We start from the raw sequence: 24,232 nt of genomic DNA, 5'->3' as shown, positions 1-24,232 counted from the left end.
GTTTTCCAACCTGCGCACAGCTGCCACCCATTCGATTGGAAACGAACGTGGCAGCCCCTTAAGTCAAGGAGTTACCCCTATGAACAAAACAGATTCGTCCGCTCCCTCAGAACTGAAAACCATCGGCCTCACCCCCGTCATCTACTGCTCAAACCAACCCCTATTCCATGTCACGCGAGACGTTCCCCTCAGCGATGCTTTAGCCATGGCCTCCGATTTTCTGTTCCTTGCCAAGGAGCTGGCTAAAGATGCTGCCTACGCCCGAGACACCGACCGACACGCCTGGGCCGCGCATTATCTGACGGCGATGAGCAAGGCCGTGGTGGATGATGCAGTGAAGGTGCTGGAGCGACCGACTCGGACAAAAACCGAATCTAAAAAATAATGACCTGAACATCACAAATCCTGTGGGAGCGGGTTTGCCCGCGATGGCGGTCTGCCTGTCACATCAACGCTGGAACTGCCACCGTCATCGCGGGCAAGCCCGCTCCCACAGGGATCTTCATTGGGTTGAGATCAAATACACCAGACATAAAAAAGCCCCCGCTGCCTCACTGGCAACGGGGGCTTTTTGATGTCGGGGGCTTACATCTCGACCTGAGTACCCAACTCAATCACCCGGTTCAACGGCAGATTGAAGAACCGCAAATTGCCATTGGCATTCTTCAACATGAACGCAAACAACGCCTCGCGCCAACGGGCCATGCCTTCGAGCTTGGAGGCGATGACCGTCTCGCGGCTGAGGAAGTAGGTGGTGCGCATCGGGCTGAAGTCGAGGTCATCGAGATGGCACAACTTCAGCGCTTGCGGCACGTCCGGTTCGTCAACGAAGCCAAAGTGCAGGATCACCCGGAAGAACCCTTCGCCGTAGGAATCGACTTCGAAACGTCGGCTCGGCGGTACCCGCGGGATGTCTTCGTAGACCACGGTCAACAGCACCACTTGCTCATGCAGCACCTGGTTATGCAGCAGATTGTGCAACAACGCATGAGGCACGGCATCCGGGCGCGCAGTCAGGAACACCGCGGTGCCCTGGACGCGGTGCGGCGGCTGTACGGCGATACTGCTGATGAAAATCGGCAGCGGCAAGCCGCCTTCGTCCATGCGCTCCACCAGCAGTTGTTTGCCACGTTTCCAGGTGGTCATCAGCACGAACAGCGCGATACCGGCGATCACCGGGAATGCACCGCCCTGGACGATTTTCGGCACGTTGGCGGCGAAGTACAGACCGTCCACCAACAGGAAGCCAATCAGCACCGGAACAGCGAGCAGCGGTGGCCATTTCCACAACAACAGCATCACCGCCGACACCAGGATGGTGGTCATCAGCATTGTGCCGGTCACCGCCACGCCGTAGGCCGAAGCGAGGGCGCCGGAAGATTCGAAACCCAACACCAGAAGAATCACGCCAACCATCAGCGCCCAGTTCACCGCGCCAATGTAGATTTGCCCTTGTTCGGCGCTAGACGTGTGCCGGATGTGCATGCGCGGAATGTAACCGAGCTGGATCGCCTGACGGGTCAGGGAGAACGCGCCGGAAATCACCGCTTGCGAGGCAATTACCGTGGCCAGGGTCGACAAGCCGACCAACGGGATCAATGCCCAGCTTGGCGCCAACAGATAGAACGGGTTGCGCGCGGCTTCCGGATCACCGAGCAGCAAAGCGCCCTGGCCGAAGTAGTTCAGCACCAACGCCGGCAGCACGAGGATGAACCAGGCGCGGGCAATCGGCTTGCGCCCGAAGTGCCCCATGTCGGCGTACAGCGCTTCGGCGCCGGTCAACGCCAGCACCACGGCGCCAAGGATCGCCACGCCCATGCCCGGATGGACGATGAAGAAGCGCACGCCCCAGACCGGGTTCATCGCTTGCAACACTTCCGGGTGCTGAATGATGCCGTAGACGCCCAGCGCGCCCAGGACCAGGAACCAGGTGACCATGATCGGCCCGAACAGAATGCCGATTCGCGCGGTGCCGTGGCTCTGGATCAAAAACAGCGCCACCAGCACGACCAGCGACAGCGGCACCACCCAATGGTCGATGCCTTCAAAGGCCAGCCCGAGTCCTTCAATCGCCGAGAGCACGGAAATCGCCGGGGTGATCATGCTGTCGCCATAGAACAGCGCCGCGCCGATCAGCCCGCAGACCACCAGCAATGTGCGCAACTTCTTGTGTCCCGCCGCTGCCCGTCGAGCCAGCGCAGTCAAGGCCATGATCCCGCCTTCGCCCTGGTTGTCGGCGCGCAGGACAAACATCATGTACTTGATCGAGACGACCCAGATCAGTGACCAGAAGATCAGCGCCAGGATGCCCAACACGCCGTCATGGTTGACCGGCACACCGTAGCCACCGGAAAACACTTCTTTGAGGGTGTACAGCGGGCTCGTGCCGATATCGCCGTAAACCACCCCGACCGCCGCGACCAGCATGCCGATCGGCTTCGCCGTCGAATGCTCGGCACCCGCCGCCTGACTACTTGCCTGCCCCATCCAAAACTCCTACTACTCAGACCCGGACTTCTTATAAGAAGCACTATGCTTTGCCGTGCAGCATGCGCTGTTTTACATGACGTTACAGACGTTTTGTTGACTGTAAAAAATTGGTAAAGCGTAACGGCGCGAAGCATAGCGCAGCACTCGTCGCATTTCCCTCCATAAAGCTGGTCAAGTGCGTTGGTCATCGCTAGAATTGCGCACTTTTTGATCAGAGGCACACCAAGTGCCCGTTTGTCGCCTTGCCGTCTTCGGCTGGAGGCGTCACAAATACCGAGGTTAGACATGTCCACCACTCCTGCGCCGGCCAATCCAAAGGTTGGCTTCGTATCCCTGGGTTGCCCCAAAGCACTGGTCGACTCCGAGCGCATCCTTACCCAGCTGCGCATGGAAGGTTATGACGTTGTGTCCACCTACCAGGACGCCGATGTCGTGGTGGTCAACACCTGCGGCTTCATCGACTCGGCCAAGGCCGAATCCCTGGAAGTGATCGGCGAAGCCATCAAGGAAAACGGCAAGGTCATCGTGACCGGCTGCATGGGCGTCGAAGAAGGCACCATCCGCAACGTGCACCCAAGCGTGCTGGCCGTGACCGGTCCGCAGCAGTACGAGCAAGTGGTCAACGCCGTGCACGACGCCGTGCCGCCGCGTCAGGATCACAACCCGCTGATCGACCTGGTGCCGCCGCAAGGGATCAAGCTGACCCCGCGCCACTACGCGTATCTGAAGATTTCCGAAGGCTGCAACCACAGCTGCAGCTTCTGCATCATTCCATCGATGCGCGGCAAACTGGTCAGCCGTCCGGTCGGCGACGTGCTCGACGAGGCGCAACGCCTGGTCAAGGCCGGCGTCAAAGAGCTGTTGGTGATCTCGCAAGACACCAGTGCCTACGGCGTCGACGTGAAATACCGCACCGGTTTCTGGAACGGCGCGCCGGTGAAAACCCGCATGACCGAACTCTGCGAAGCCCTGAGCACCCTCGGAGTCTGGGTACGTTTGCACTACGTTTACCCGTACCCGCACGTCGACGAGCTGATCCCGCTGATGGCCGCCGGGAAAATCCTGCCGTACCTGGACATCCCGTTCCAGCACGCCAGCCCGAAAGTCCTCAAATCGATGAAACGCCCGGCCTTCGAAGACAAGACCCTGGCGCGGATCAAGAACTGGCGCGAGATCTGCCCGGACCTGATCATCCGTTCGACCTTCATCGTCGGCTTCCCCGGCGAAACCGAAGAAGACTTCCAGTACCTGCTGAACTGGCTGACCGAAGCCCAGCTCGACCGCGTCGGCTGCTTCCAGTACTCGCCGGTCGAAGGCGCACCGGCCAACGACCTCGACCTGGACATCGTGCCGGACGACGTCAAGCAAGACCGTTGGGACCGCTTCATGGCGCACCAGCAAGCCATCAGCTCGGCGCGTCTGCAAATGCGCGTTGGCCGTGAGATCGAAGTACTGGTCGATGAAGTCGACGAGCAAGGCGCGGTCGGCCGCTGCTTCTTCGATGCCCCGGAAATCGACGGCAACGTGTTCATCGACAATGGCAGCAACCTGAAGCCGGGGGACAAAGTCTGGTGCAAGGTCACCGACGCCGACGAATACGACCTGTGGGCTGAACAGATCTAGACGCAAAAAATACGAAAAGCCCTGCTCTCTTGACGAGATGCGGGGCTTTTTTACGTCTATCGTTTTGTGGGAGAAAGGACTCGCACCAATCACTGAAAAAGGGGCATTCGGCCATGCGCCAACATTCGGTCATCCACACGCCGAAACAGAGCGACTATCAGGAACTGACACAAGTCTGGGAAGCCTCGGTGCGCGCCACCCACGACTTTCTGCCGGACAGTTACATCGAATTGTTGAAGAACCTGGTGCTGACGAGGTACCTCGACGCGGTCATGCTGATCTGCACCAAAGACTCGCGCCAGCGCATCACCGGGTTCGCCGGCGTCGCGGCGGGCAAGATCGAAATGCTCTTCATCGACCCCGCTCATCGCGGCCAGGGCCTGGGCAAACAGTTGCTGCGTTACGCCATGGAACACCTGAACGCCGATGAACTGGACGTCAACGAACAGAACCCGCAGGCGCTGGGATTCTACTTCAAGCAGGGCTTCGAGGTGATCGGCCGCACCGAGCATGACGGCATGGGGCAACCTTATCCGCTGTTGCATATGCGGTTGCGCCAAACACATCAACTGACGCGCAATGGCTGAAACGACATCGAACAATGTGGGAGCTGGCTTGCCTGCGATGGCATCTCTGCGGTCCGACAGGCAGACCGCATCGTCTGCATCGCTGGCAAGCCAGCTCCCACAAAAAGCCAAACGGTGAAATGGAGCCGGGATTAACCGGCGCCCAGCAGGTACAATGCCCACCCCTTTTTTGTTACGGCCCTGTCATGACTGACCCGATTCGTCTCTCCAAACGCCTCATCGAACTCGTCGGCTGTTCCCGTCGGGAGGCTGAGCTGTTCATCGAGGGCGGCTGGGTCACCGTGGACGGCGAAGTCATCGACGAGCCGCAGTTCAAGGTCGAGAACCAGAAAGTCGAGCTCGACCCGCAGGCCCAGGCCACCGCGCCGGAGCCGGTGACCATCCTGTTCAACGTCGCGGCCGGCATGGACGCGGAAACCGCCATGGCCACCATCAGCGCCGAAACCCTGAGCGAAGAACACCGCTTCAGCAAACGTCCGCTCAAGGGCCACTTCCTGCGCCTGACCGCCAGCACTGACCTGCAGGCCAACGCCAGCGGTCTGCTGGTGTTCACCCAGGACTGGAAGATCCTGCGCAAACTCACCGCCGACTCCGCGAAAATCGAGCAAGAGTATGTGGTCGAGGTTGAAGGCGAGATGGTGGCTCACGGCCTCAACCGCCTGAACCACGGCCTGACCTACAAGGGCAAGGAACTGCCGCCGGTCAAAGCCAGCTGGCAGAACGAAAACCGCCTGCGTTTTGCGATGAAGAACCCACAACCGGGCGTGATCGCCCTGTTCTGCCAGGCCGTCGGCCTGAAGGTCGTCGCCATCCGCCGCATCCGCATCGGCGGCGTGTCCATCGGCAAAGTGCCGTTGGGGCAATGGCGCTACCTGTCCGGCAAAGAGAAGTTCTAAGAACTTTTCACGCCGCCACACATTCTGGCCCCGCGACTTATGCGGCGCCCACTGCCGAATATCAGGATTGCACACCATGATTCATAACGACGTACTGCGCAGCGTGCGCTACATGCTCGACATCAGCGACAAGAAAGTCATCGAGATCATCAAGCTCGGCGGCATGGACGTGTCTCTGGAAGACCTGTTGACCTACCTCGACAAGAAAGAAGAGGACGAGGAAGGCTTCGTACGCTGCCCGGACGAAGTCATGGCGCACTTCCTCGATGGCCTGGTGATCTTCAAGCGTGGCAAGGACGAAAGCCGTCCGCCGCAGCCGATCGAAGTGCCGGTGACCAACAACATCATCCTGAAGAAACTGCGCGTGGCCTTCGAACTGAAAGAAGACGACATGCACGCGATCCTCAAGGCCGCCGAGTTCCCGGTGTCCAAGCCTGAGCTGAGCGCGCTGTTCCGCAAGTTCGGCCACACCAACTACCGCCCGTGCGGCGACCAGTTGCTGCGCAACTTCCTCAAGGGCCTGACCCTGCGCGTTCGCCCACAGCAAGCCTGACGCGCGTTGACCTGTAGGAGCCGGCTGGCTGGCGATAGCGTTTTGAAGATCGCCATCGCCAGCCAGCCGGCTCCTACAAAAGCGCTCGCAGGCCAATCTGTATAGATGTTCATTCCGCGCAAAAATAGTGGCTCCGCTTCGGGCGGCTGAAGACTAGGGTGTATTGACCCTCAGCTCTCAGGATTCGCCATGCACCCGTACTTTTCCCTGCAAGGCCGCACCGCTCTGGTGACCGGCGGCACCCGTGGTATCGGCAAAATGATCGCCAAGGCCTATGTCGAGGCCGGCGCAACGGTGTATGTCTGCGCGCGAGATGCCGAAGCCTGTCAGCAAACCGCTGAAGAGTTGCGCGCCTTCGGCGTTTGCCACGGCGTGGCCGCCAACCTGGCCACTGAAGAGGGCGTGCTGCAACTGGCCACTTGGCTGGGCGAACAGATCAGCCATCTGGATATTCTGGTGAACAACGCCGGCACCACCTGGGGGGCGCCGCTGGAAAGTTACCCGATCAAGGGCTGGGAAAAGGTCATGCAGCTCAACGTGACCTCGGTGTTCAACTGCATTCAGCAGTTCCTGCCGCTGCTGCGCAAGGCCGGCTCAGAAGCCAATCCGGCGCGGATCATCAACATCGGCTCGGTGGCGGGGATTTCTTCCTTCGGCGAACAGGCTTATGCCTACGGGCCGAGTAAAGCAGCCCTACATCAATTGTCGCGGATTCTGGCGCGGGAACTGGTGAGCCAGCACATCAACGTCAACGTGATCGCGCCAGGGCGTTTCCCGAGCAAGATGACCCAGCACATTGGCAATGATGAGCAGGCACTGGCGGAGGATACGGCGTTGATTCCGATGAAGCGTTGGGGCCGCGAGGAAGAGATGGCAGCGTTGGCGATCAGTCTGGCGAGTACGGCCGGGGCTTATATGACCGGGAATATTATTCCGCTGGATGGTGGGTTTAGCCTCTAGATCGGTGGTGCGGCTATCGCGAGCAGGCTCGCTCCCACATTGGATCTCCTGAGCACCACAGATCCACTGTGGGAGCGAGCCTGCTCGCGATGACGGACTGACAGGCACCTCCGATCCTGAGGTCGATCGGGTTATCATGCCCGCCCCCATCCCGCCTCGATCGCAAACCATGACCTACAGCGTTTCCCCCATCGGCTTCGTGCGCTCCTGCTTCAAGGAGAAGTTCGCCATCCCGCGCCAGCCGCAACTGGCACCCGCCGCGCGTGGCGTGCTGGAACTGGTGGCGCCGTTCGATCAGGGCGATGCGGTGCAAGGTCTGGAGCAGGTGAGTCACGTCTGGCTGCTGTTCCTGTTCCATCAGGCCCTGGAAGAAAAGCCACGCCTGAAAGTCCGCCCGCCTCGCCTCGGCGGCAACAAGTCCATGGGCGTGTTCGCCACCCGCGCGACGCATCGGCCCAATGGCATCGGTCAATCCGTTGTGAAGCTGGACAAGGTTGAAGCCCATCGCCTGTGGATATCCGGCATCGACCTGTTGGACGGCACGCCGATTCTCGACATCAAACCCTACGTGCCTTACGCCGACATCATCGACACGGCGTCCAACAGCATCGCCAGCGCGGCGCCGCAACTGATTCCCGTGCAGTGGACGGACTCAGCGCTGCAACAGGCTCATGGCCACGCTCAGCGTCTTGAAGAGCCGTTGGTGGAGTTGATTGAACAGTGCCTGGCGCAAGATCCACGGCCGGCGTATCAGACGCCTGCGCCTGAACGCGAATATGGGGCGCAGTTCTGGGATGTGGATGTGCGATGGCATTATCCCGAAGCAGGCATGATCCGCGTTCTCGAAGTCATTTCGGCGAAGGTCTGAACACCAAAAACAACTGTGGGAGCGAGCCTGCTCGCGATGGGGGAGTGACAGTCAACATTGATGTCGACTGACACTCCCCCATCGCGAGCAGGCTCGCTCCCACAGGTAGAGCAAAGCAGTTGAGCGGCGTTCTTATTTCTCGACGAACGCACGCTCGATCAGGTAATCACCCGGCTCGCGCATCCGCGGCGAAACCTTCAGGCCGAAGCTGTTCAACACTTCGCTGGTTTCGTCGAGCATGCTCGGACTGCCGCACAGCATGGCGCGGTCGTCCTGCGGGTTGATCGGTGGCAGGCCGATATCGCTGAACAGCTTGCCGCTGCGCATCAGGTCGGTCAGGCGACCTTCGTTCTCGAACGGCTCGCGGGTCACGGTCGGGTAGTAGATCAACTTGTCACGCAACGCCTCGCCGAAGAACTCGTTCTGCGGCAGGTGTTCGGTGATGAACTCGCGGTAAGCGACTTCGTTGACGTAACGTACGCCGTGGCACAGGATCACTTTTTCGAAACGCTCGTAGGTTTCCGGGTCCTGAATGACGCTCATGAACGGCGCCAGACCGGTACCGGTGCTGAGCAGGTACAAATGTTTGCCAGGCTTCAAGTCGTCCAGTACCAGCGTGCCGGTAGGCTTCTTGCTGATGATGATCTCGTCGCCTTCCTTCAGATGCTGCAACTGGGAAGTCAGCGGGCCATCAGGCACCTTGATGCTGAAGAACTCGAGATGCTCTTCCCAGTTCGGGCTGGCAATCGAGTAAGCGCGCATGAGCGGCCGGCCGTTGGGCTGTTGCAGGCCGATCATCACGAACTGACCGTTCTCGAAGCGCAGACCCGGATCGCGGGTGCACTTGAAGCTGAACAGAGTGTCGTTCCAGTGGTGAACACTGAGGACACGCTCGTGGTTCATGTTGCTCATGTACGTGGGACTCCTGGAGATTTTGCCTGCGCCGGCGATATGCGCAATTGCATCGCATTCTAATGGCAGCGACAATATCTGTTAAATGGATTATTAAGATAAGGGTTATCGGTTATATAGATATGCGATTTACTCTCCGTCAACTTCAAGTCTTCGTCGCCGTCGCCCAGCAGGAAAGCGTATCCCGTGCTGCGGGCCTGCTCAACCTGTCGCAATCAGCGGCCAGCACCTCGATCACCGAACTGGAGCGCCAGTCCAGCTGCCAGCTGTTCGACCGCGCCGGTAAACGGCTAAGTCTTAACGCCCTCGGCAAACAGCTATTGCCGCAAGCGGTGGCGCTGCTCGACCAGGCCAAGGAAATCGAGGACCTGCTTAACGGCAAGTCCGGTTTCGGCTCGTTGGCGGTCGGCGCGACCCTCACGATCGGCAACTACCTGGCCACGTTGCTGATCGGCAGCTTCATGCAGCTCCACCCGGAAAGCCAAGTGAAGCTGCACGTGCAAAACACTGCCAACATCGTGCAGCAAGTTGCCCACTATGAAATTGATCTGGGTCTAATCGAAGGCGACTGCAGCCATCCGGACATCGAAGTACAGAGTTGGGTCGAGGACGAGCTGGTGGTGTTCTGTGCGCCGCAGCATCCGCTGGCCATTCGTGGCACGGCGAGCATGGAGGAACTGAGCCATGAGGCATGGATCCTGCGTGAACAAGGCTCTGGTACGCGGCTGACCTTTGATCAGGCCATGCGTCACCATCGCAGCGCGTTGAATATCCGCCTGGAGCTGGAACACACTGAAGCGATCAAGCGCGCGGTGGAGTCGGGATTGGGCATTGGCTGCATTTCACGGCTGGCCCTGCGCGATGCGTTCCGACGCGGCAGCCTGGTGCCGGTGGAGACACCGGATCTGGACCTGGCGCGGCAGTTCTACTTCATCTGGCACAAACAGAAATATCAGACCTCGGCGATGCGCGAATTCCTCGACCTGTGCCGCGCTTTCACCGCCGGGGTTCAGCGCAGCGACGAGATCGTGTTGCCCACCATCGCTTAAAGCAGGATCACCGCCCACACCAGCCCGATCATGGTCAACGCCACCAGCTGTGCGGCGCTGCCCATGTCCTTGGCGTTCTTGGACAGCGGGTGCAGTTCAAGGGAGATGCGGTCAATGGCCGCTTCCACCGCCGAATTGAGCAACTCGACGATCAACGCCAACAAACAGACGGCAATCAGCAGTGCCTGCTCGACGCGGCTGACGTTCAAAAAGAACGAAATCGGGATCAGGATGACATTGAGCAACACCAGTTGCCGGAAAGCCGCTTCACCGGTGAAGGCTGCGCGCAGGCCGTCCAGCGAGTAACCGGAAGCGTTGAGGATGCGTTTCAGGCCGGTCTGGCCTTTGAAAGGGGACATAAGCGTGGCAACTGACCAAAAAGGAGTGGGAAAGCTAGACCAACCAAAGTCAAAAAAGCGTGAAGACGCCAACGCTTAGTGGCTTGAAATTGACTCAAGTTGTTGCAGAAGCAACGCCGCCTGAGTTCGGGTCCGCACATTCAGCTTACGAAAAATCGCCGTGACGTGGGCCTTGATCGTCGCCTCGGACACGCTCAGTTCATAGGCAATCTGCTTGTTCAGCAAGCCTTCGCAGACCATCGTAAGCACCCGGAATTGCTGGGGAGTCAGGCTGGCCAGGCCTTCACTGGCGGCCTTTGCTTCGTCGGAAACGCTGACCGCTTCAAACGCCTGGGGCGGCCAGAACACATCGCCATCCAGCACCGCACGTACGGCTTTCTGGATCACGCTCAGGTCACTCGATTTAGGAATGAAACCGCTGGCCCCGAACTCACGGGACTTGACCATGATCGAGGCCTCTTCCTGGGCCGACACCATCACCACCGGAATTTGCGGGTACTGACCACGCAACAGCACCAGCCCGGAAAAACCGTAGGCGCCCGGCATATTCAGGTCCAGCAACACCAGGTCCCAGTCGGACTTTTCGTCCAGGCGGGTTTCCAGCTCGGCAATGCTCGCCACTTCCACCAGCCGGACGTCCGGGCCTAGGCCCAGGGTCAACGCTTGATGCAGGGCGCTACGAAAAAGAGGGTGGTCATCGGCAATCAGGATTTCGTATGTGGCCATTTTTCAAATGATCCTGTTCTTCTAACAACTCGAGGTGCAGCCACGGAGCTGCACCAACAGGGCACGTTCAACGCCAATCACGTGGCAATCACGTAAAGAATACGGCGTATCAAACTTTGGCCGCGCCCCAATCGGCGCCAAGCATGCCCAGCGAAACCAGGGTGGTCAAGGTGCCTGGCCGCTACAGATCTTTGCAGTATGGGTGACAATCAGCCTGTGACAGGCACGGTGTTCTGCACGAAAGGCATCAACTCCGCATGCGCCGGAGTTACAACGTTCATTTCCAGCTGATGTTTAGCGTCGAGGTAATGTTGGCTGAACACGTCAAAATAAGCGTCCAGTGCCGAAGCGGCCTCAACGTCGCCGGCCAGATCGAGGCACAGCGCCGCCACTTCGGCCGTGCACAAATGCTCGCTGCGAGTCGACCGGCGCAGCCGATAACGTGACAGTTTCTCGGGCAACAGGCTCAGGATTGGCAGCGCATCGAAATACGGACTTTTGCGAAATATTTTCCGGGCTTCGGTCCAAGTCGCGTCCAGCAGAATGAACAGCGGTCGCTTGCTGCTATCGACTTCGACGGTGTTGGTCACCCGCTCTGGTTCGACGTACTCGCCCGGAAACACCAGATACGGTTGCCATTGCGGGTCGGCGAGCAATGCCAGCAGCTGCGGGTCGGTTTCCGTGCGCGACCAAATGAATGCATGGTTGTCGCGCACTACATCGGCGATCAGCCACCCCGTGTTGCTCGGTTTGAACACTTCCTTGTTGGTCATGATCAGGCACACGCCCGAGCGGGTCTCGACCTGAGGACGCCAGGCACACAGGCAATGGCTCTCGATCACGCGGCAGGCACGGCAACGCGCCGCCCTCCAGCCTCGGGCCTGAATCGGCTTGATGCCCTCCTCTTCGCGCTGATCGCGCAAGCGGGCCACGGCGTTGGGGGCGTGGTTCATCGTGGGTAACACCGGCAGACAGGAAAACTCGACACGAACGGCACTCAGGGCGATAAAAGACCCGCAGTTTACCAGAGCGGCCGGCGCAAGCCTGTACCGTCCAGACGGGCTCCCCTATAATTCGCCGCCAATGAACGCACAGTCATGTGACTGGTCGAAGCACCAGTCACTGAACCAGGAGAGTTTCATGCTGCGCCTTATCGTTCCCACCGCTGCCATTGTGCTGGCGTCGTCCTTCAGCGCTCAGGCTGCGTCCTTGAGTGAGCAGAATCTCAACAGAGAGCTGCGAAACGTCGCCGCACAAAGCAGCGTCGGCACGCCACGGGCGATCAACGAAGACATTCTCGATCAGGGCTACACCGCCGAAGGCAATGTGTTGATCAACCACCTGAGTGTGCAAAGCAGCCACGCCAACAAGATGCGGGCTGATCCGAAAGCGGTGTACTTCCAGCTTGGCGCCTCTGTGTGCAACAACCCATCGTTCCGCAAACTGATGGCCAAGGGTGCCGTCATGCGTTACGACTTCACTGAGGTGAAGACCAACCGCTCGGTCGGCTCCGCCAGCTATCAGGAATCGGATTGCCCGAAAGCCACACCAGCCAAGAAAAAGTAGTTCAACGGGAATGGGAATTGGCGCGCCGCTGTTCATCCTCGGCGCGCAGTTCGGCCAGCAGCGCCTGTAAATAGCGCGAGCGCCGGTCGGCTCCCTCCAGACGCCGGCAGCACTCCTCTTCAAGACTCAAATGATTGGTCTCGGCCGATGACTTCAATAATCGATACAGTTGCGTATCGATCTCCAGAATGACTCTGGCCATAGCATCCCGCCTCCTTGCACTTCGCCCTTGCTTGAGCGACAAAATCCTTGAACCGCTTGTACCGTGCGCCCTGCCATTGACGCAAAGATGTCGTGTCACGCCTGTATTTCAGTAAATCAGAGTGCCGGACACTTGCCGCAGGTTCAGACGAGCGGTGAAATCACCTTGCAAATCGTCAATAAGCGGTTGCCAGGAAAGACTTTGCAGCGCAATGATCCAGTCAGCGAAAACCACCGAGAGGGTCTAGATTCATAGTGTTCCCGTTCACTTTTCAGGGCAGAAAAGGGGCTGCCTGGTTTGCGTTTTTTCATACGAATGTGTCCTTCATCCAAAGGAACAACAGAGCCTGTATGGAAGGAGAAGTTGATGCCTTACCAACCGAATGACCTCCTCAGCCGTCATTTCGAAGAAAGCGGCCACGACCTCATCAGCAAGGTCGAAGAGCAACTCAACCTGGTTTCACCCAATAGCCCGAACATTCCGATCTACCGCGACATGATCCTGACCGTACTGCGCATGGCCCAGGAAGATCACAACCGCTGGAACGCCAAGATCACCCTGCAAGCCCTGCGCGAACTCGAACAGGCCTTCCGCGTACTCGAACAATTCCGCGGGCGACGCAAAGTCACGGTCTTCGGCTCGGCCCGCACTCCGATAGAACATCCGCTGTATGGCCTGGCGAGAGAGCTGGGCGCTGCATTGGCGCGCTCGGACCTGATGGTGATCACCGGTGCCGGCGGCGGTATCATGGCGGCCGCCCACGAAGGTGCAGGCCTTGAACACAGCCTGGGATTCAACATCACCCTGCCCTTCGAGCAGCATGCCAATCCCACTGTGAACGGCACAACCAACTTGCTGCCGTTCCACTTTTTCTTTACCCGCAAGCTGTTCTTCGTCAAGGAAGCCGATGCGCTGGTCTTGTGCCCCGGCGGTTTCGGTACGCTGGACGAGGCGCTTGAAGTGCTGACGCTGATCCAGACCGGTAAAAGCCCGCTGGTGCCGGTGGTACTGCTGGACGCTCCGGGTGGCAAGTTCTGGCAAGGCGCCCTGGACTTCATTCACCATCAACTGGAGGAAAACCGCTACATCCTGCCCACCGACATGAAGCTGGTGAGTCTGGTCTATAGCGCCGAAGAGGCGGTGGAACAGATCAATCAGTTCTACAGCAATTTCCACTCCAGCCGCTGGCTCAAGCATCAGTTCGTGATCCGCATGAATCACCAGCTCAGTGACGATGCGCTGGAACACATGCAGCACGCCTTCGCCGACCTGTGCCTGAGCGATCACTTCCATCAGCATGTCTATAGCGGTGAGGAGCACGACGAGCCGCAGTTCAGCCACCTCGCTCGCCTGGCTTTCACCTTCAACGCCCGTGATCATGGACGCCTGCGCGAATTGGTGGATTACATCAACCTGCCGGAAAACTGGGCGCCGTCCAAACCCCAGGCGCAACAACGCACGCGGGAACCATCAAAGGTTACGTGAGGCAAAAAAAAACGGCCCGCTATCAAAATAGCGAGCCGTTTCAGTCAATCGTCCATCCCTCGGCCGCTGAACAAGCGGCTGATCATTTCCATGGAATAGCCCCGATAACTCAGGAACCGCCCTTGCTTGGCGCGTTCCCGGGCGTCTATCGGTAAATGCCCGGAAAACTTGCGTCGCCAGGTGTCTTCCAGTTGCTCCTGCCAGTTGATACCGCTCTCGCGCAACGCAAGTTCGATGTCACTTCGCTGCAGGCCACGCTGGCTCAACTCTTCGCGAATACGCAAAGGGCCATAGCCGGATCGGGCACGGTAGGAAACAAAGCTTTCGAGGTAACGGGATTCGGACAACAAGCCCTCTTCCGTCAAGCGGTCGAGTGCTGTGTCGATCATTTCAGGAAGAGCGCCGCGCTGACGCAGTTTACGCGTCAGCTCGACTCGACCGTGCTCGCGTCGCGCGAGCAGGTCCATTGCGGTTCGCCGCACCGCGACGAGAGTATCGAGTACGGCGGTCATCGGATCAATCAGATATCAGCGTCAGCCAGGTCATCAGCAGTCTCTTTGACTGGCGATGCTTTAACGTCCGGCGCTGGAGTCAGCAGTTTGTCACGCAGCTGCTTCTCAAGTTTCGCGGCGATTTCCGGGTTGTCCGCCAGGAACTTGGCCGAGTTGGCCTTGCCCTGACCGATCTTGGTGCCTTCATAGGCATACCAGGCACCGGACTTCTCGACGAAACCGTGCAGAACACCCAGATCGATCATCTCACCGTTCAGGTAGATGCCCTTGCCGTAAAGAATCTGGAACTCGGCCTGACGGAACGGCGAAGCGACCTTGTTCTTCACAACCTTGACGCGGGTTTCGCTACCGACGACTTCATCACCTTCTTTCACCGCGCCAGTACGACGGATGTCCAGACGAACCGATGCGTAGAACTTCAGCGCGTTACCACCGGTGGTGGTTTCCGGGCTGCCGAACATCACGCCGATTTTCATACGGATCTGGTTGATGAAGATCACCAGGCAGTTGGCGTTCTTGATGTTACCGGTGATTTTACGCAGCGCCTGGGACATCAGACGGGCTTGCAGGCCCACGTGCATGTCACCCATTTCGCCTTCGATTTCAGCCTTCGGTACCAGGGCGGCTACGGAGTCGACGATGATCACGTCTACCGCGTTGGAACGCACCAGCATGTCGGTGATTTCCAGGGCCTGCTCACCGGTGTCCGGCTGGGAAACCAGCAGGTCGTCGACGTTGACGCCGAGTTTGCCGGCGTATTCAGGGTCCAGGGCGTGTTCGGCGTCGACGAATGCGCAGGTCGCGCCGGCTTTTTGCGCCTGGGCGATCACCGACAGTGTCAGCGTGGTTTTACCGGAGGATTCAGGACCGTAGATTTCAACGATACGGCCTTTTGGCAGACCGCCAATGCCGAGCGCGATGTCCAGACCCAGAGAGCCAGTGGAAATAGCCGGGATCGCCTGACGGTCCTGATCGCCCATACGCATTACGGCACCCTTGCCGAATTGACGTTCGATCTGACCCAGGGCCGCAGCCAAGGCTTTCTTCTTGTTGTCGTCCATTAAAGTCCTCACGTAATCAATAAGGCCTGACGGCCAACACCTGTATAAGTAGCCAGTATTATTCCACAGCGATTCAGGATCGCCTACCCCTGATTTGAGATTTCTCCAGCGGCATGGCGCAGCAGCCCCTCTAGCGCGGCCTTCACCGTTTGTCGGCGGACCTCATCGCGGTTACCAGGGAAGTGCTGCACTTCGCTGAACACCCGCTCACCCACGCCCCAGGCCAGCCAGACCGTGCCAACCGGCTTGTTCGGTGAACCACCATCCGGGCCGGCAACGCCGCTGACCGCCACGGCGAAAGACGCCCGGCTTTTTTCCTGCGCGCCGCGGACCATGGCCTCGACCACTTCGCGACTGACCGCCCCCACCGTCGCGAACAACTCGACAGGGACATTCAATTGCTCGGTCTTCTGACGGTTGGAGTACGTCACATAACCGGCTTCGAACCACGCCGAACTCCCCGGAATCCGGGTGATCGCCTCGCAAATGCCGCCGCCGGTACAGGACTCGGCTGCCGTCACGTGAGCATTGAGAACCTGCAGGCGTCTGCCCAGTTCAGCGGCCAGTTGGGTGATTTCTTTCACGGTCATCTCCTGAGCGGGCGGAATGGGAACTACCGTACACGAGCGGATCACGCTTGCAAGTTACAGGATCGATCAAAATGTTAGCGACCGAGCGCTCTGATGTAGGCCTGACAGGCCTGCAACGCAATCAGTGCACGGTCGCCTGCGTCGGTGATGGCGATAATTCGTTGAGCATGCGCCGGGTCAAGTCGGGCTCGTGCGGCGCCATGATCCACGCTGCCGGCGCTGGCGGCGGTTGGCATTGCGCAGGCTGAGGCAGCGTCATGGGCATCGAGGAGGACTGACAGGCGCACATCAGCAGTGGCAAGACGATCGCGCAAGCGACCTTGATCACGTTGGGCATCGCTCAGCGCTCGGTAATGGGTGTGTTCACTGGCCGATAGCCGTTGCTCCAGCGCCAGCCGTTTATCCTGATCGGCCTGCTGTCGAGTGGCGGCCACCACTGTCAGTTGATTCAAGGTCTCGGCCTGCGCCCTGGCTTGCTCCGCCAATTGCCGCCCGTAACGCCCCTCCTGAAATCGCCAGGCCAGCGCCGCCGAACTGCCGGCCAACATAGCCAGTAACACAACAGCGCCAATGACTCGCCAGGACGCGGACATCAAACCGAAGGCTGGCATAACACCGCCCTCGCCCGTGCCCAAAATTGCAAACGATCCTGCAACCCGTTCAGGCCACCGTTGATCCGCCGAGTGATGCTGTTGAACTGGCCGCGGTCGGCCAGTTCGTTGAGGCCGTTTTGCGCCCAGAACCACGCGGCGGATTCGGCGGCCCACTGCGGTTGCTCCAACAGTTCCGGCAACCTCAGCAGACGCTCGTCGCCGAACAATCCCAGGCTGCATTGTCGGTAGTTCTGACGACCCGTGATCTGAATGAGCCCACGTCCCCGGTATGTTTGCCCGTCGCCGTCAAGCGCGGGGGTATTACCCAATCGAACGGCCAGCGTGCCGGTGTCGTATTTGTTCAAATACTGATCACCGCCGAGTTCGCGCACGTACTGCAACTGGCCGGACTCGTGACCAACCTGCGCCAGAAAAGCAGCAATGCGTTTGGGAGTATTAATGTTGGAGCGAGCCATGGCGGTGTTGAGAGCAGAAATGAAAACGCCCGCTTGGTTGCGGGCGTTGGGCATGATCTTTTGCAGTTGTGATTGTGTAATCGTCATCGCATCCCTTGAACGGGGCACCCGTCGGAGCCCCGGGGTTTCATAGTGAATTCGGCCCGCAGGCTATGACCGGGCGTCCAGACAGGTCGCCTCGATCGAGCAACGATAGCTATTCTGGCGACTGCCGCTGGCCGTGACCTTGTCAATCGACCAACGACCGCGCATGAAATCGGGCCAAGTGGTATCCAGCAATATCAGACCTTCGGCAGACAACCCCGGATGACCGGGGCAGTCGATCTTTACCTTCAGCGCTTCACGCATCATCCGGCGCACCTCGCCCTCACCGGCAGCCCGCGCTTCGTCTGCGCTGTGGTAGCGCTGGCGGACTGTCTTGAACGGGGCAATGCCGCTTTCCTCAATACGCACTTTACCGGCCGCTGCATCCCACCAACTGGTCTTGCACCCCTGATATTTGGCTCGGCTGGTCTCATCCAGCGTGGCGGCAATGAAGGCGTGTTCGCCTGGCCGATTGTTGGTCGTCACCGACAGCTTTATGTCTGGCAGCACTTTGCCCGACAACGATTTCGCCTGACCGCGCCGCGCCAGCACATACAGTTCGTTGATCGGTTTGGCGACGGCGTCATGAAGGTAGGCAAGTCGTGTCAGAAACCCCATGTCGGTTTCGTTGGACTGGTCGATGTGTTCGATCTTGATTAACGCCAGGTCCGGGGCAACACGAGGCGAGAAACCGTGCCTTGAGGTCAATTGGCGAAACAGCGCTCCCAGCGTCGTCGGACCGTGACTGACGGAGCGGCGCTGCTTGAACCCGGTTTGATCCGCCGCACTGAACGGCGCTGCCGTGGCCACCAGCGTAAGACGCAAGGGAAACAGCGTCGGCGTGCGTCGCGTGATAACGAATTGGCCTTTGTCGATCAGGGCCGACTCGAGGTAACCGACCCTGAGACCGATTTTGCCGCCGAGATCCGGCAGCCCGTCGAGCCCTTCCAGATCGAGAGTGAGTATAAGTTGATCGGACTCGATCCCCGCCGCGTCGATGTGCTGCCACGAGATCAATCGCTTATTGAGCAGCGCAGCGTTCGCGCCGTAAATCTGCGCCGAGGGTGTGAAACCCAGTGACATGGTGCCTCCTTAATCCCAGGCCGAAACCGGTGTGGCTGCAATAGGTTTTGAGTCCAGTTCCGGCAGGACAACCCAAACCCCCGCCGGCAATACCGGCCCCTGTTCGGCCAGCAGCGGATTGAGGCGCCAGAGCGCTTCCTCGGCAGCATCATCACTACGCTCAAGCTCGCGGTACAACAACAGATTCACCGAATCACCGGCAACACTTCGAACTCTACGCATTGGCGAACTCCGTCAATTCGATCACCCAACCAACCATCATCGCGGTGCCGTCATCGATGACGCTTTCCTGGTTCTCCGAGATCTTGCTGATCTGCCACAACCCCCAGTTCCGACCGATACCGTCAACCAACGGCACCGGGATGCGCTGCGCCTGCAATGCACGCAGCTCATCAAGCCGATCCATGGCCGTCGCGTACATCGATCTGCCCGTAATCGTCAGCCCTTGCAGGCCTTGGCCGATCTGGCTGGATTTGGGTTTACTGGTGAGGATGTCAATGGTCTTCCAGCCACCGTCCGAGGTACGCGCCAACGTGCTGTAGGCGAAGTTTCTGGACAGGCCGAAAATGAAGTTACCCAACGCCATTTGCTGACGCATCACATACCTCCATCGGTCAGGGCCGCGTCACTGCGCACGGCGAGCGGATTGGTCATCATCAACGGCATAAACTCGCCGTTAAAATGCTGGCGCAGATTTGCCATGATCTTTTCAATCACGCGCTCGGAGTCCGTCGGATCGCCGCCGCTGATCTGGATCACCGGCGAATAGTTGACCTGTCGGTTGTCTGTCGGAACGCCGGTCAGGTCTTTGCTGACCTGGTCGGGTGACTGAAGTCGATCGGCAGCGGTGTAAAGGGTTTCACCTGCCTCTTCTCCCAAGCTGCTGCCGAAGTAGCTACCCACGAGGCCGCCGATGAGGCCGCCCACAGCAGTCCCCAGTACGGGGACAGGGATGAAACTGCCGATCATGGCACCGGTTGCAGCACCGGCATAACCACCGGCCAGTGCGCCAACACCTGATCCGGCAGCACCGGCAGCCGCTTTGAAATCTCCGGCCATCAACGCTTTGATCCCGTCGTAAGCCACAGTGGCGATCGTCAGAGGAGCACCCAGCCTGCCAGTGAAAGACTTGGCTCTGGCCGCAGAGGTGACCAGCCGATTGCGCATCGTTGGACGAGAGGTGTCGGTGTTATCCGAATGCAGTTGCGGCTGGATAGCAGCGTCCGGTTTCAGTAGTTCTGCGGTGGTGGAGGACGCAACGGCTACCAGTTTGTTCAAGATGGCTCCGCGTAACGGAGTCGAGAGTGCAGCGCCGAGCAACGTCAAGGCAGCAGCGACTTTCGGTAACGTTTCAACCACAGCACTAAAGCCGCTGAGCACTTTATCGGCACTCAGCATTGCAAGGTCGGTAAACGGAGACACCGCGTTGGCAATCGCTGTACCGAGCCGGGTCAAACTCGCATCCAGCGCATTCCAGCGTGCTTGCGAGGTGTTGCCTCGGACTTCGGCGGTCTGCGCCATCGAGCCCTCGCCGGAAGCCACCGTGAACGCCGCTTTCAGATCCTGAGGCGCCATCACCAACTTGCGGATGCCTTCATCGCCCTCAAACAGCGTCTTGATCAATGAGGTCTGTTGTTCGGCAGGCTTGTTCTTCAGCGCCGCCAGCACATCCTTGATCGCCCCCGATGCATCCGTGCGCATTCTGCTGGCCAGCGCGCCCGGCTCGATATCAAGTTGCGCCCAAGCTGTTCGCTGCTCTGCCGTAGCGTTGCTGCCCTTGCCAAAAGCAGTACCGAGCGTGTTCAACGAGGCGCCGGCCTCGTCCTTGCCCACAGATGCGTTCAGCAGTGCCGCCGCGATTGCCGCCACCTGCTCTGGCGTCATGCCCGCCGCAAAACCCTCCTTGCCGCCGCGCTGGGCGACCGAGCCGATGTCTGTCGCGGAGGCATTCAAATTGATACTGGCGCCAAGGCGGGTAGCGGCGTTGCCCAAGTCGAGACTTTTTGCTCGATCAAGGCCCAACGTGGTGCGCCAGCCGGTCATGATCGCGCCGGCTTCTTTGATGTCAATCTTGTACGCCGACGCCATGACGCCACTGTCGCGGGCGAAATCAGTCAGCGCTTGCTGCAGGTCCTCCGGTTTGACGCCCTTGACCAGCCCCGCGTTGACCGCCGCCAATTGAGCCTGCGCCAGTTGCACTGGCGTAGCGCCGCTGGGGGCGATTTGTTTGTCGCTGGCCAGCTTCTGATTGTCTTCGGACAGTGCTTGAAGGTGATCAGGGTCCAGCTTCAATTTCAGATTGAGATCGACCATGGCCGTCTGCAACGCCATCGCCGACTTCAAGTCTTCGGGAGGCGAGCGCTGCGCAACCTCAGCCTTGAGCGCTGACTTTGTCTCACTGCCGGACACAGGCATCGATGCGCTTGCCTTGAGCAGCGACTGCTGCGACGTGTTCAACAATGCCAGTGTTTCACGGAGCTTTACCTGCTCCGCTACCAACAAACGGATGTCGAGACTGGCCGCGGCCAAGTCCAGACTCAGTTGGGTGAAATGATCCTTGAGACCACCCAACCCGACCACTTCATTCGTGCTGCCGGATTGGGGCAGCACGATGCTGTTCATCGCTGCTCCGGACAGCTGATATTGACTGTCTGCCATCCCGCTCTACTCCTGTTTTACGCCAAGGCGAGTGATCGCAATGTCGTAGCGGCGCAATGCCTTGCCGACGTCCCACTCCAGAATGTCCGCTTCACTTACTGGGTAAATGAGCGGTACCACATCGAGGATTACTTCGATGTCGCGCTCCGAAAGAAGGCCGCCGGTTTGTTTAAAAAATCGTCGATGCGTACCTGAAGCTGTGTCCAGTCGGGCACGGTCAGCAGGGCCAGATCGGGAATCATCAGGCCGGTGCAATGGGCGGTGATGAACTCGGCGCGTTCCTTGGGCGTCTTGAGTTTTTTCATCGCTTTGGTCGCGCGCAGCACCGGCATTTCCAGCGTCAGCGTGGTCAGGGTGCGACCCGCCACGGTGAGCGGTTGCAGCAAGCTCACGTCGTCGGGATCGGCGGACGGTTGTTGACCCTCGTCCGCTTGCTCAAGGAAATGCGACGACGGCAAGGTCGACATGTCATGCACGTACTGCGCGATGCTCACGTAGTCCGGGCGTTTGAGTTGATCGAGCGCCTTGACCGACAGCCCGGTGGCCAGCAGCGCCAGTTCGAAGAACTGATCGTCCTCATCATCGCCGGCACGGGCCAGGGCCTCTTTCTGCGCGGCGTAGTACAACGGTTTGAGCTGAATCTGCTCGATCACCGACTGATCGTCGGCCGTGATCGGCGACAACAAGACGTGAACAGGAGGTGTCCAGGACATGAAATGAATTCCTTGATGAATCATGAGAAGGCGTTGAGCAATGCTGGTTGATGGATGCAGATTTCTGGGCAGTAAAGCCCCTTGTGGAAGCGAGCTTGCTCGCGATGGCGGCGTGTCTGTCAGCATCAGTGTTGAATGTGCCGGCCCCATCGCGAGCAAGCTCGCTCCCACAGGTTTTGCGTTTGCCGGACGGGGGTTGCGGGGTTAAGGGATCAGCACCGCACGACGGGCGTCGCCAAGAATGTCGACACCGTTGAGCACGAACTTCTGCGTGCGCACGTCGATGTCGATCACCGGGATGCCGTTTTCCAGACGGTTGTAGGTGCGGCAGGAGAGTTCAAGCGTGGTGGTCGGTTTGTCATTCATTTTGAGCGCCGTCTCGGCCAGGGACTTCAACTTGCCGCCGATGGTGTGGTAGGTGAACCAGGTGTTGCCATCCTGATCCTGACCGGCCTCACGGACGTTCAGCAAAATGTCGTCGCCCAGTTTCACACCCAGGGCGAGCATGACTTCTGCGCCCACTCCTTGCAGCTTGAGCGTGGCGGTGAGGGCTTTGCCGCTCTTGGCCATTTCCTCGCCGATGAAGCGCCCGCCGGTCATGTTCTCCATCTCGAACTCGATCTTCGGCGGGGTGAACTCTTCCACCGTCGCCGACAACGGCAGGCCTTGCAGGGTGGCCGCGATGGCCTGTCTTACGCGGTTGGTAAACATTAGAGAACGTCCTCCAGGAACTGCTCGATGATTTCATCGCGGGCATTGAGTTGATAAACCATGTGTTCGTTCGGCGCGTAGCGGCCGTAGTCGATGACCACGTACCAGGTGCCGTTCTTGTACTTCTCGACGCTGTTCAATTCCGGGTGCAGGTACACGCTGCCGCCGGGGATGGTTTCGTCGGCGACCAGGGTTTGCAGCCAGTCGTTGATGCGCTTGACCTCCTGGTCCATGAACGACTTGGTCAGGTTCTTGGCCATAGCCTTCTGACCGGCCTTGACCAGCTTGCGGCTGATCGCATCTTCGAGGCCGACGTAGCTGATGAACTTGCCGGTGATCGAGCGGTTACCCAGCAGCGAGAAGCCGCCGAGGATGGTGCGGGCGTAGTAGCTGATGCCGTAGCGGTTGAGCAGATCGCCCTCGGTGGAGGTGTCGAGGATGTTGTATTCCACGACCCGCGACACGTCCTCGGCAAAGGTCACCTGATTGCCCGGGCTCTCCCATTGCTTGACCTTGGCCAGGGCCGCGATGGCCAGGCTCGATGGCGACAGGAACACATTTTTCTTGGCTGCCTTGGAGTACACCGACGGCATGTTGTGCACCAGCAGGCAGCGGTCGAAACCCAGTTCTGCGCCGCCCAGTTCCTGGCTGTAGGTCACTTGATCGGCGACCGCGGCGTCCTTGCCGTCGAGCACCACACGGGCCTTGATGCGCTTGCCGAAAGACGCGAACTCACCGGCCACGGCTTTGGTGCTGGTGAAGCCCGGCGCGCCGATGATGGTCAGGTCTTCAGGCACGCTGCCCAATGCCGCGAGACCAAGCTTGCGACCGGTCAGCGGATCGATGCCGCCGATGACATTGTTCAGCGTGTCGGCCGGGGTCGCGCCCTCTTCGACGATGACCACGTAGACCGGCACCTTGACCACTTTCAGGATCTGGAAAACGGCGTGATACAGCGTGCCCGCCTCGGTGCCGGTCGGATCGAGCAGCGCCTGGGTGGTGAAGCTGTTGATGCGGAACGGCGCGTTGCGTGGAATCAACGGATCAGCCTTCGGCGCAGTGCCGATCAGACCGATGACGTTGTCGCCCAGGCCACCCATGGCCTCGGGGGATTCAGTGGCATTGACGGTGATGCCGTTGTGCTCGAAGTTCAAAACCTCAGCCATGGTTATTCAGCCTTCTTGGCAGCGGCCTTTTTGGCCGGGGTGGATGTAGAGGCCGACTCGGGAGCCTCGGTTTTTTTCAGCTCCAGACGACCAGCGCTGCGCAACGCGTTGGCCTCCACATCGAGCAGTTGCAGTTCCTGGCCGATGCTCGACCAGTGACCACCCCCGGTAGGGAATGGGAGGAGCACGGTGTACGTTTGGCGTTCTGCCATTTCTGTTTCTCCTTGAACGAAAAAGCCCCTTGGGGAAGGGGCTGTCGGGTGTTGTGTGGGTGTTGTTTTGCGGAAAAGAAAACGCCCCGGCGGTGCG

29 protein-coding genes are annotated in these 24,232 nt (G+C 59.4%); 10 read left to right on the top strand and 19 right to left on the bottom strand.

Annotation, left to right across the window (positions count from 1 at the left end):
* Positions 1 to 79: 79 nt before the first annotated feature.
* Entirely contained in the window at positions 80 to 385 is a 306-nt protein-coding gene (locus F8N43_RS10255) for a DUF3077 domain-containing protein (RefSeq protein ID WP_150638844.1), read from the top strand.
* 200 nt (positions 386 to 585) lie between these two features.
* Here F8N43_RS10255 and F8N43_RS10250 read toward each other — a convergent pair whose 3' ends face one another.
* The gene (locus F8N43_RS10250; protein WP_150630758.1) at positions 586 to 2,487 is read right to left on the bottom strand and encodes a potassium transporter Kup; all 1,902 of its coding nucleotides are present in this window, start codon (positions 2,485 to 2,487) and stop codon (positions 586 to 588) included.
* Between the two features lie 288 nt (positions 2,488 to 2,775).
* On the opposite strand from F8N43_RS10250, the gene rimO reads away from it, so the two are divergent.
* The 6 genes from rimO to tsaA all read left to right on the top strand — a co-directional run bounded on the left by rimO (position 2,776) and on the right by tsaA (position 7,977).
* The gene (gene rimO, locus F8N43_RS10245; RefSeq protein ID WP_150630759.1) at positions 2,776 to 4,113 is read left to right on the top strand and encodes a 30S ribosomal protein S12 methylthiotransferase RimO; all 1,338 of its coding nucleotides are present in this window, start codon (positions 2,776 to 2,778) and stop codon (positions 4,111 to 4,113) included.
* 113 nt (positions 4,114 to 4,226) lie between these two features.
* A complete protein-coding gene (locus tag F8N43_RS10240) occupies positions 4,227 to 4,700 on the top strand; it encodes a GNAT family N-acetyltransferase (protein WP_150638846.1) in 474 nt (157 codons plus the stop codon).
* 185 nt (positions 4,701 to 4,885) lie between these two features.
* The gene (locus F8N43_RS10235; protein WP_150630761.1) at positions 4,886 to 5,596 is read left to right on the top strand and encodes an rRNA pseudouridine synthase; all 711 of its coding nucleotides are present in this window, start codon (positions 4,886 to 4,888) and stop codon (positions 5,594 to 5,596) included.
* A gap of 76 nt (positions 5,597 to 5,672) precedes the next feature.
* Positions 5,673 to 6,149 (top strand): DUF1456 family protein, encoded by a 477-nt coding sequence (locus F8N43_RS10230; protein ID WP_150630762.1) that lies wholly within the window; start codon positions 5,673 to 5,675, stop codon positions 6,147 to 6,149.
* 189 nt (positions 6,150 to 6,338) lie between these two features.
* Positions 6,339 to 7,109, top strand: coding sequence for an SDR family oxidoreductase (locus tag F8N43_RS10225; RefSeq protein ID WP_150638848.1), 771 nt, complete (start codon positions 6,339 to 6,341; stop codon positions 7,107 to 7,109).
* A 169-nt stretch (positions 7,110 to 7,278) separates the two neighbouring features.
* On the top strand, positions 7,279 to 7,977 hold the full coding sequence (gene tsaA / locus F8N43_RS10220; RefSeq protein ID WP_150630764.1) for a tRNA (N6-threonylcarbamoyladenosine(37)-N6)-methyltransferase TrmO: 699 nt from the start codon (positions 7,279 to 7,281) through the stop codon (positions 7,975 to 7,977).
* 132 nt (positions 7,978 to 8,109) lie between these two features.
* On the opposite strand, the gene fpr is transcribed toward tsaA, so the two are convergent.
* A complete protein-coding gene (gene fpr / locus F8N43_RS10215) occupies positions 8,110 to 8,889 on the bottom strand; it encodes a ferredoxin-NADP reductase (RefSeq protein WP_003443014.1) in 780 nt (259 codons plus the stop codon).
* A gap of 122 nt (positions 8,890 to 9,011) precedes the next feature.
* On the opposite strand from fpr, the gene F8N43_RS10210 reads away from it, so the two are divergent.
* The gene (locus F8N43_RS10210) at positions 9,012 to 9,938 is read left to right on the top strand and encodes a LysR family transcriptional regulator (protein ID WP_150630765.1); all 927 of its coding nucleotides are present in this window, start codon (positions 9,012 to 9,014) and stop codon (positions 9,936 to 9,938) included.
* On the opposite strand, the gene F8N43_RS10205 is transcribed toward F8N43_RS10210, so the two are convergent.
* The 3 genes from F8N43_RS10205 to F8N43_RS10195 all read right to left on the bottom strand — a co-directional run bounded on the left by F8N43_RS10205 (position 9,935) and on the right by F8N43_RS10195 (position 11,976).
* Positions 9,935 to 10,297 carry a diacylglycerol kinase gene (locus tag F8N43_RS10205; RefSeq protein ID WP_150630766.1) on the bottom strand — a complete coding sequence of 121 codons (363 nt, stop codon included), beginning with the start codon at positions 10,295 to 10,297 and terminating at the stop codon, positions 9,935 to 9,937. The genes F8N43_RS10210 and F8N43_RS10205 overlap by 4 nt on opposite strands.
* 75 nt (positions 10,298 to 10,372) lie before the next feature.
* Positions 10,373 to 11,023 carry a response regulator transcription factor ErdR gene (gene erdR / locus F8N43_RS10200; protein ID WP_017336764.1) on the bottom strand — a complete coding sequence of 217 codons (651 nt, stop codon included), beginning with the start codon at positions 11,021 to 11,023 and terminating at the stop codon, positions 10,373 to 10,375.
* Between the two features lie 209 nt (positions 11,024 to 11,232).
* Complete coding sequence (locus F8N43_RS10195; RefSeq protein WP_150630767.1) at positions 11,233 to 11,976, bottom strand: tRNA-uridine aminocarboxypropyltransferase; 744 nt, start codon at positions 11,974 to 11,976, stop codon at positions 11,233 to 11,235.
* A gap of 187 nt (positions 11,977 to 12,163) precedes the next feature.
* Here F8N43_RS10195 and F8N43_RS10190 point away from each other — a divergent pair, with 187 nt between their 5' ends.
* A complete protein-coding gene (locus tag F8N43_RS10190) occupies positions 12,164 to 12,589 on the top strand; it encodes a PA3611 family quorum-sensing-regulated virulence factor (RefSeq protein WP_150630768.1) in 426 nt (141 codons plus the stop codon).
* Between the two features lies 1 nt (position 12,590).
* On the opposite strand, the gene F8N43_RS10185 is transcribed toward F8N43_RS10190, so the two are convergent.
* Positions 12,591 to 12,791 (bottom strand): hypothetical protein, encoded by a 201-nt coding sequence (locus tag F8N43_RS10185; protein WP_150630769.1) that lies wholly within the window; start codon positions 12,789 to 12,791, stop codon positions 12,591 to 12,593.
* A 366-nt stretch (positions 12,792 to 13,157) separates the two neighbouring features.
* On the opposite strand from F8N43_RS10185, the gene F8N43_RS10180 reads away from it, so the two are divergent.
* Entirely contained in the window at positions 13,158 to 14,276 is a 1,119-nt protein-coding gene (locus F8N43_RS10180) for a TIGR00730 family Rossman fold protein (RefSeq protein ID WP_150653711.1), read from the top strand.
* A 44-nt stretch (positions 14,277 to 14,320) separates the two neighbouring features.
* Here F8N43_RS10180 and recX read toward each other — a convergent pair whose 3' ends face one another.
* The 13 genes from recX to F8N43_RS10110 form a co-directional block, all read right to left on the bottom strand.
* Positions 14,321 to 14,788 (bottom strand): recombination regulator RecX, encoded by a 468-nt coding sequence (recX, locus tag F8N43_RS10175; protein ID WP_017336759.1) that lies wholly within the window; start codon positions 14,786 to 14,788, stop codon positions 14,321 to 14,323.
* Between the two features lie 8 nt (positions 14,789 to 14,796).
* A complete protein-coding gene (gene recA, locus F8N43_RS10170) occupies positions 14,797 to 15,849 on the bottom strand; it encodes a recombinase RecA (RefSeq protein WP_007907270.1) in 1,053 nt (350 codons plus the stop codon).
* Between the two features lie 83 nt (positions 15,850 to 15,932).
* Positions 15,933 to 16,433, bottom strand: coding sequence for a CinA family protein (locus F8N43_RS10165; protein WP_150630772.1), 501 nt, complete (start codon positions 16,431 to 16,433; stop codon positions 15,933 to 15,935).
* Positions 16,434 to 16,513: 80 nt separating this feature from the next.
* On the bottom strand, positions 16,514 to 17,050 hold the full coding sequence (locus F8N43_RS10160; RefSeq protein ID WP_150653710.1) for a lysis system i-spanin subunit Rz: 537 nt from the start codon (positions 17,048 to 17,050) through the stop codon (positions 16,514 to 16,516).
* A complete protein-coding gene (locus tag F8N43_RS10155) occupies positions 17,032 to 17,595 on the bottom strand; it encodes a glycoside hydrolase family 19 protein (RefSeq protein WP_150653709.1) in 564 nt (187 codons plus the stop codon). The genes F8N43_RS10160 and F8N43_RS10155 overlap by 19 nt, the downstream gene beginning before the upstream one ends.
* Before the next feature lie 63 nt (positions 17,596 to 17,658).
* The gene (locus F8N43_RS10150) at positions 17,659 to 18,675 is read right to left on the bottom strand and encodes a phage late control D family protein (RefSeq protein WP_150653708.1); all 1,017 of its coding nucleotides are present in this window, start codon (positions 18,673 to 18,675) and stop codon (positions 17,659 to 17,661) included.
* A gap of 9 nt (positions 18,676 to 18,684) precedes the next feature.
* Positions 18,685 to 18,897, bottom strand: coding sequence for a tail protein X (locus F8N43_RS10145; protein ID WP_150653707.1), 213 nt, complete (start codon positions 18,895 to 18,897; stop codon positions 18,685 to 18,687).
* Positions 18,890 to 19,273 carry a phage tail protein gene (locus F8N43_RS10140; RefSeq protein WP_150653706.1) on the bottom strand — a complete coding sequence of 128 codons (384 nt, stop codon included), beginning with the start codon at positions 19,271 to 19,273 and terminating at the stop codon, positions 18,890 to 18,892. The genes F8N43_RS10145 and F8N43_RS10140 overlap by 8 nt, the downstream gene beginning before the upstream one ends.
* Positions 19,273 to 21,333 carry a phage tail tape measure protein gene (locus F8N43_RS10135; protein WP_150653705.1) on the bottom strand — a complete coding sequence of 687 codons (2,061 nt, stop codon included), beginning with the start codon at positions 21,331 to 21,333 and terminating at the stop codon, positions 19,273 to 19,275. Before F8N43_RS10135 ends, F8N43_RS10140 begins: the two co-directional genes overlap by 1 nt.
* Before the next feature lie 128 nt (positions 21,334 to 21,461).
* Positions 21,462 to 22,046, bottom strand: a complete 585-nt coding sequence (locus F8N43_RS10130) for a phage tail assembly protein (protein ID WP_150653704.1) — start codon at positions 22,044 to 22,046, stop codon at positions 21,462 to 21,464.
* A 204-nt stretch (positions 22,047 to 22,250) separates the two neighbouring features.
* Positions 22,251 to 22,757: a phage major tail tube protein gene (locus F8N43_RS10120; RefSeq protein ID WP_150653703.1), complete on the bottom strand. Its 507-nt coding sequence runs from the start codon at positions 22,755 to 22,757 to the stop codon at positions 22,251 to 22,253.
* Positions 22,757 to 23,923, bottom strand: a complete 1,167-nt coding sequence (locus tag F8N43_RS10115; protein WP_017336747.1) for a tail protein — start codon at positions 23,921 to 23,923, stop codon at positions 22,757 to 22,759. Before F8N43_RS10115 ends, F8N43_RS10120 begins: the two co-directional genes overlap by 1 nt.
* 2 nt (positions 23,924 to 23,925) lie before the next feature.
* A complete protein-coding gene (locus F8N43_RS10110) occupies positions 23,926 to 24,135 on the bottom strand; it encodes a hypothetical protein (RefSeq protein WP_150653702.1) in 210 nt (69 codons plus the stop codon).
* Between the last annotated feature and the right edge of the window lie 97 nt (positions 24,136 to 24,232).

Origin of the sequence: Pseudomonas fluorescens (assembly GCF_902498065.1) — a bacterium.
Taxonomy (GTDB): Bacteria; Pseudomonadota; Gammaproteobacteria; order Pseudomonadales; family Pseudomonadaceae; genus Aquipseudomonas; species Aquipseudomonas fluorescens_BJ.
Note: the sequence above shows the minus strand (reverse complement) of the source record. Positions and strands in the feature narration are given on the sequence as shown.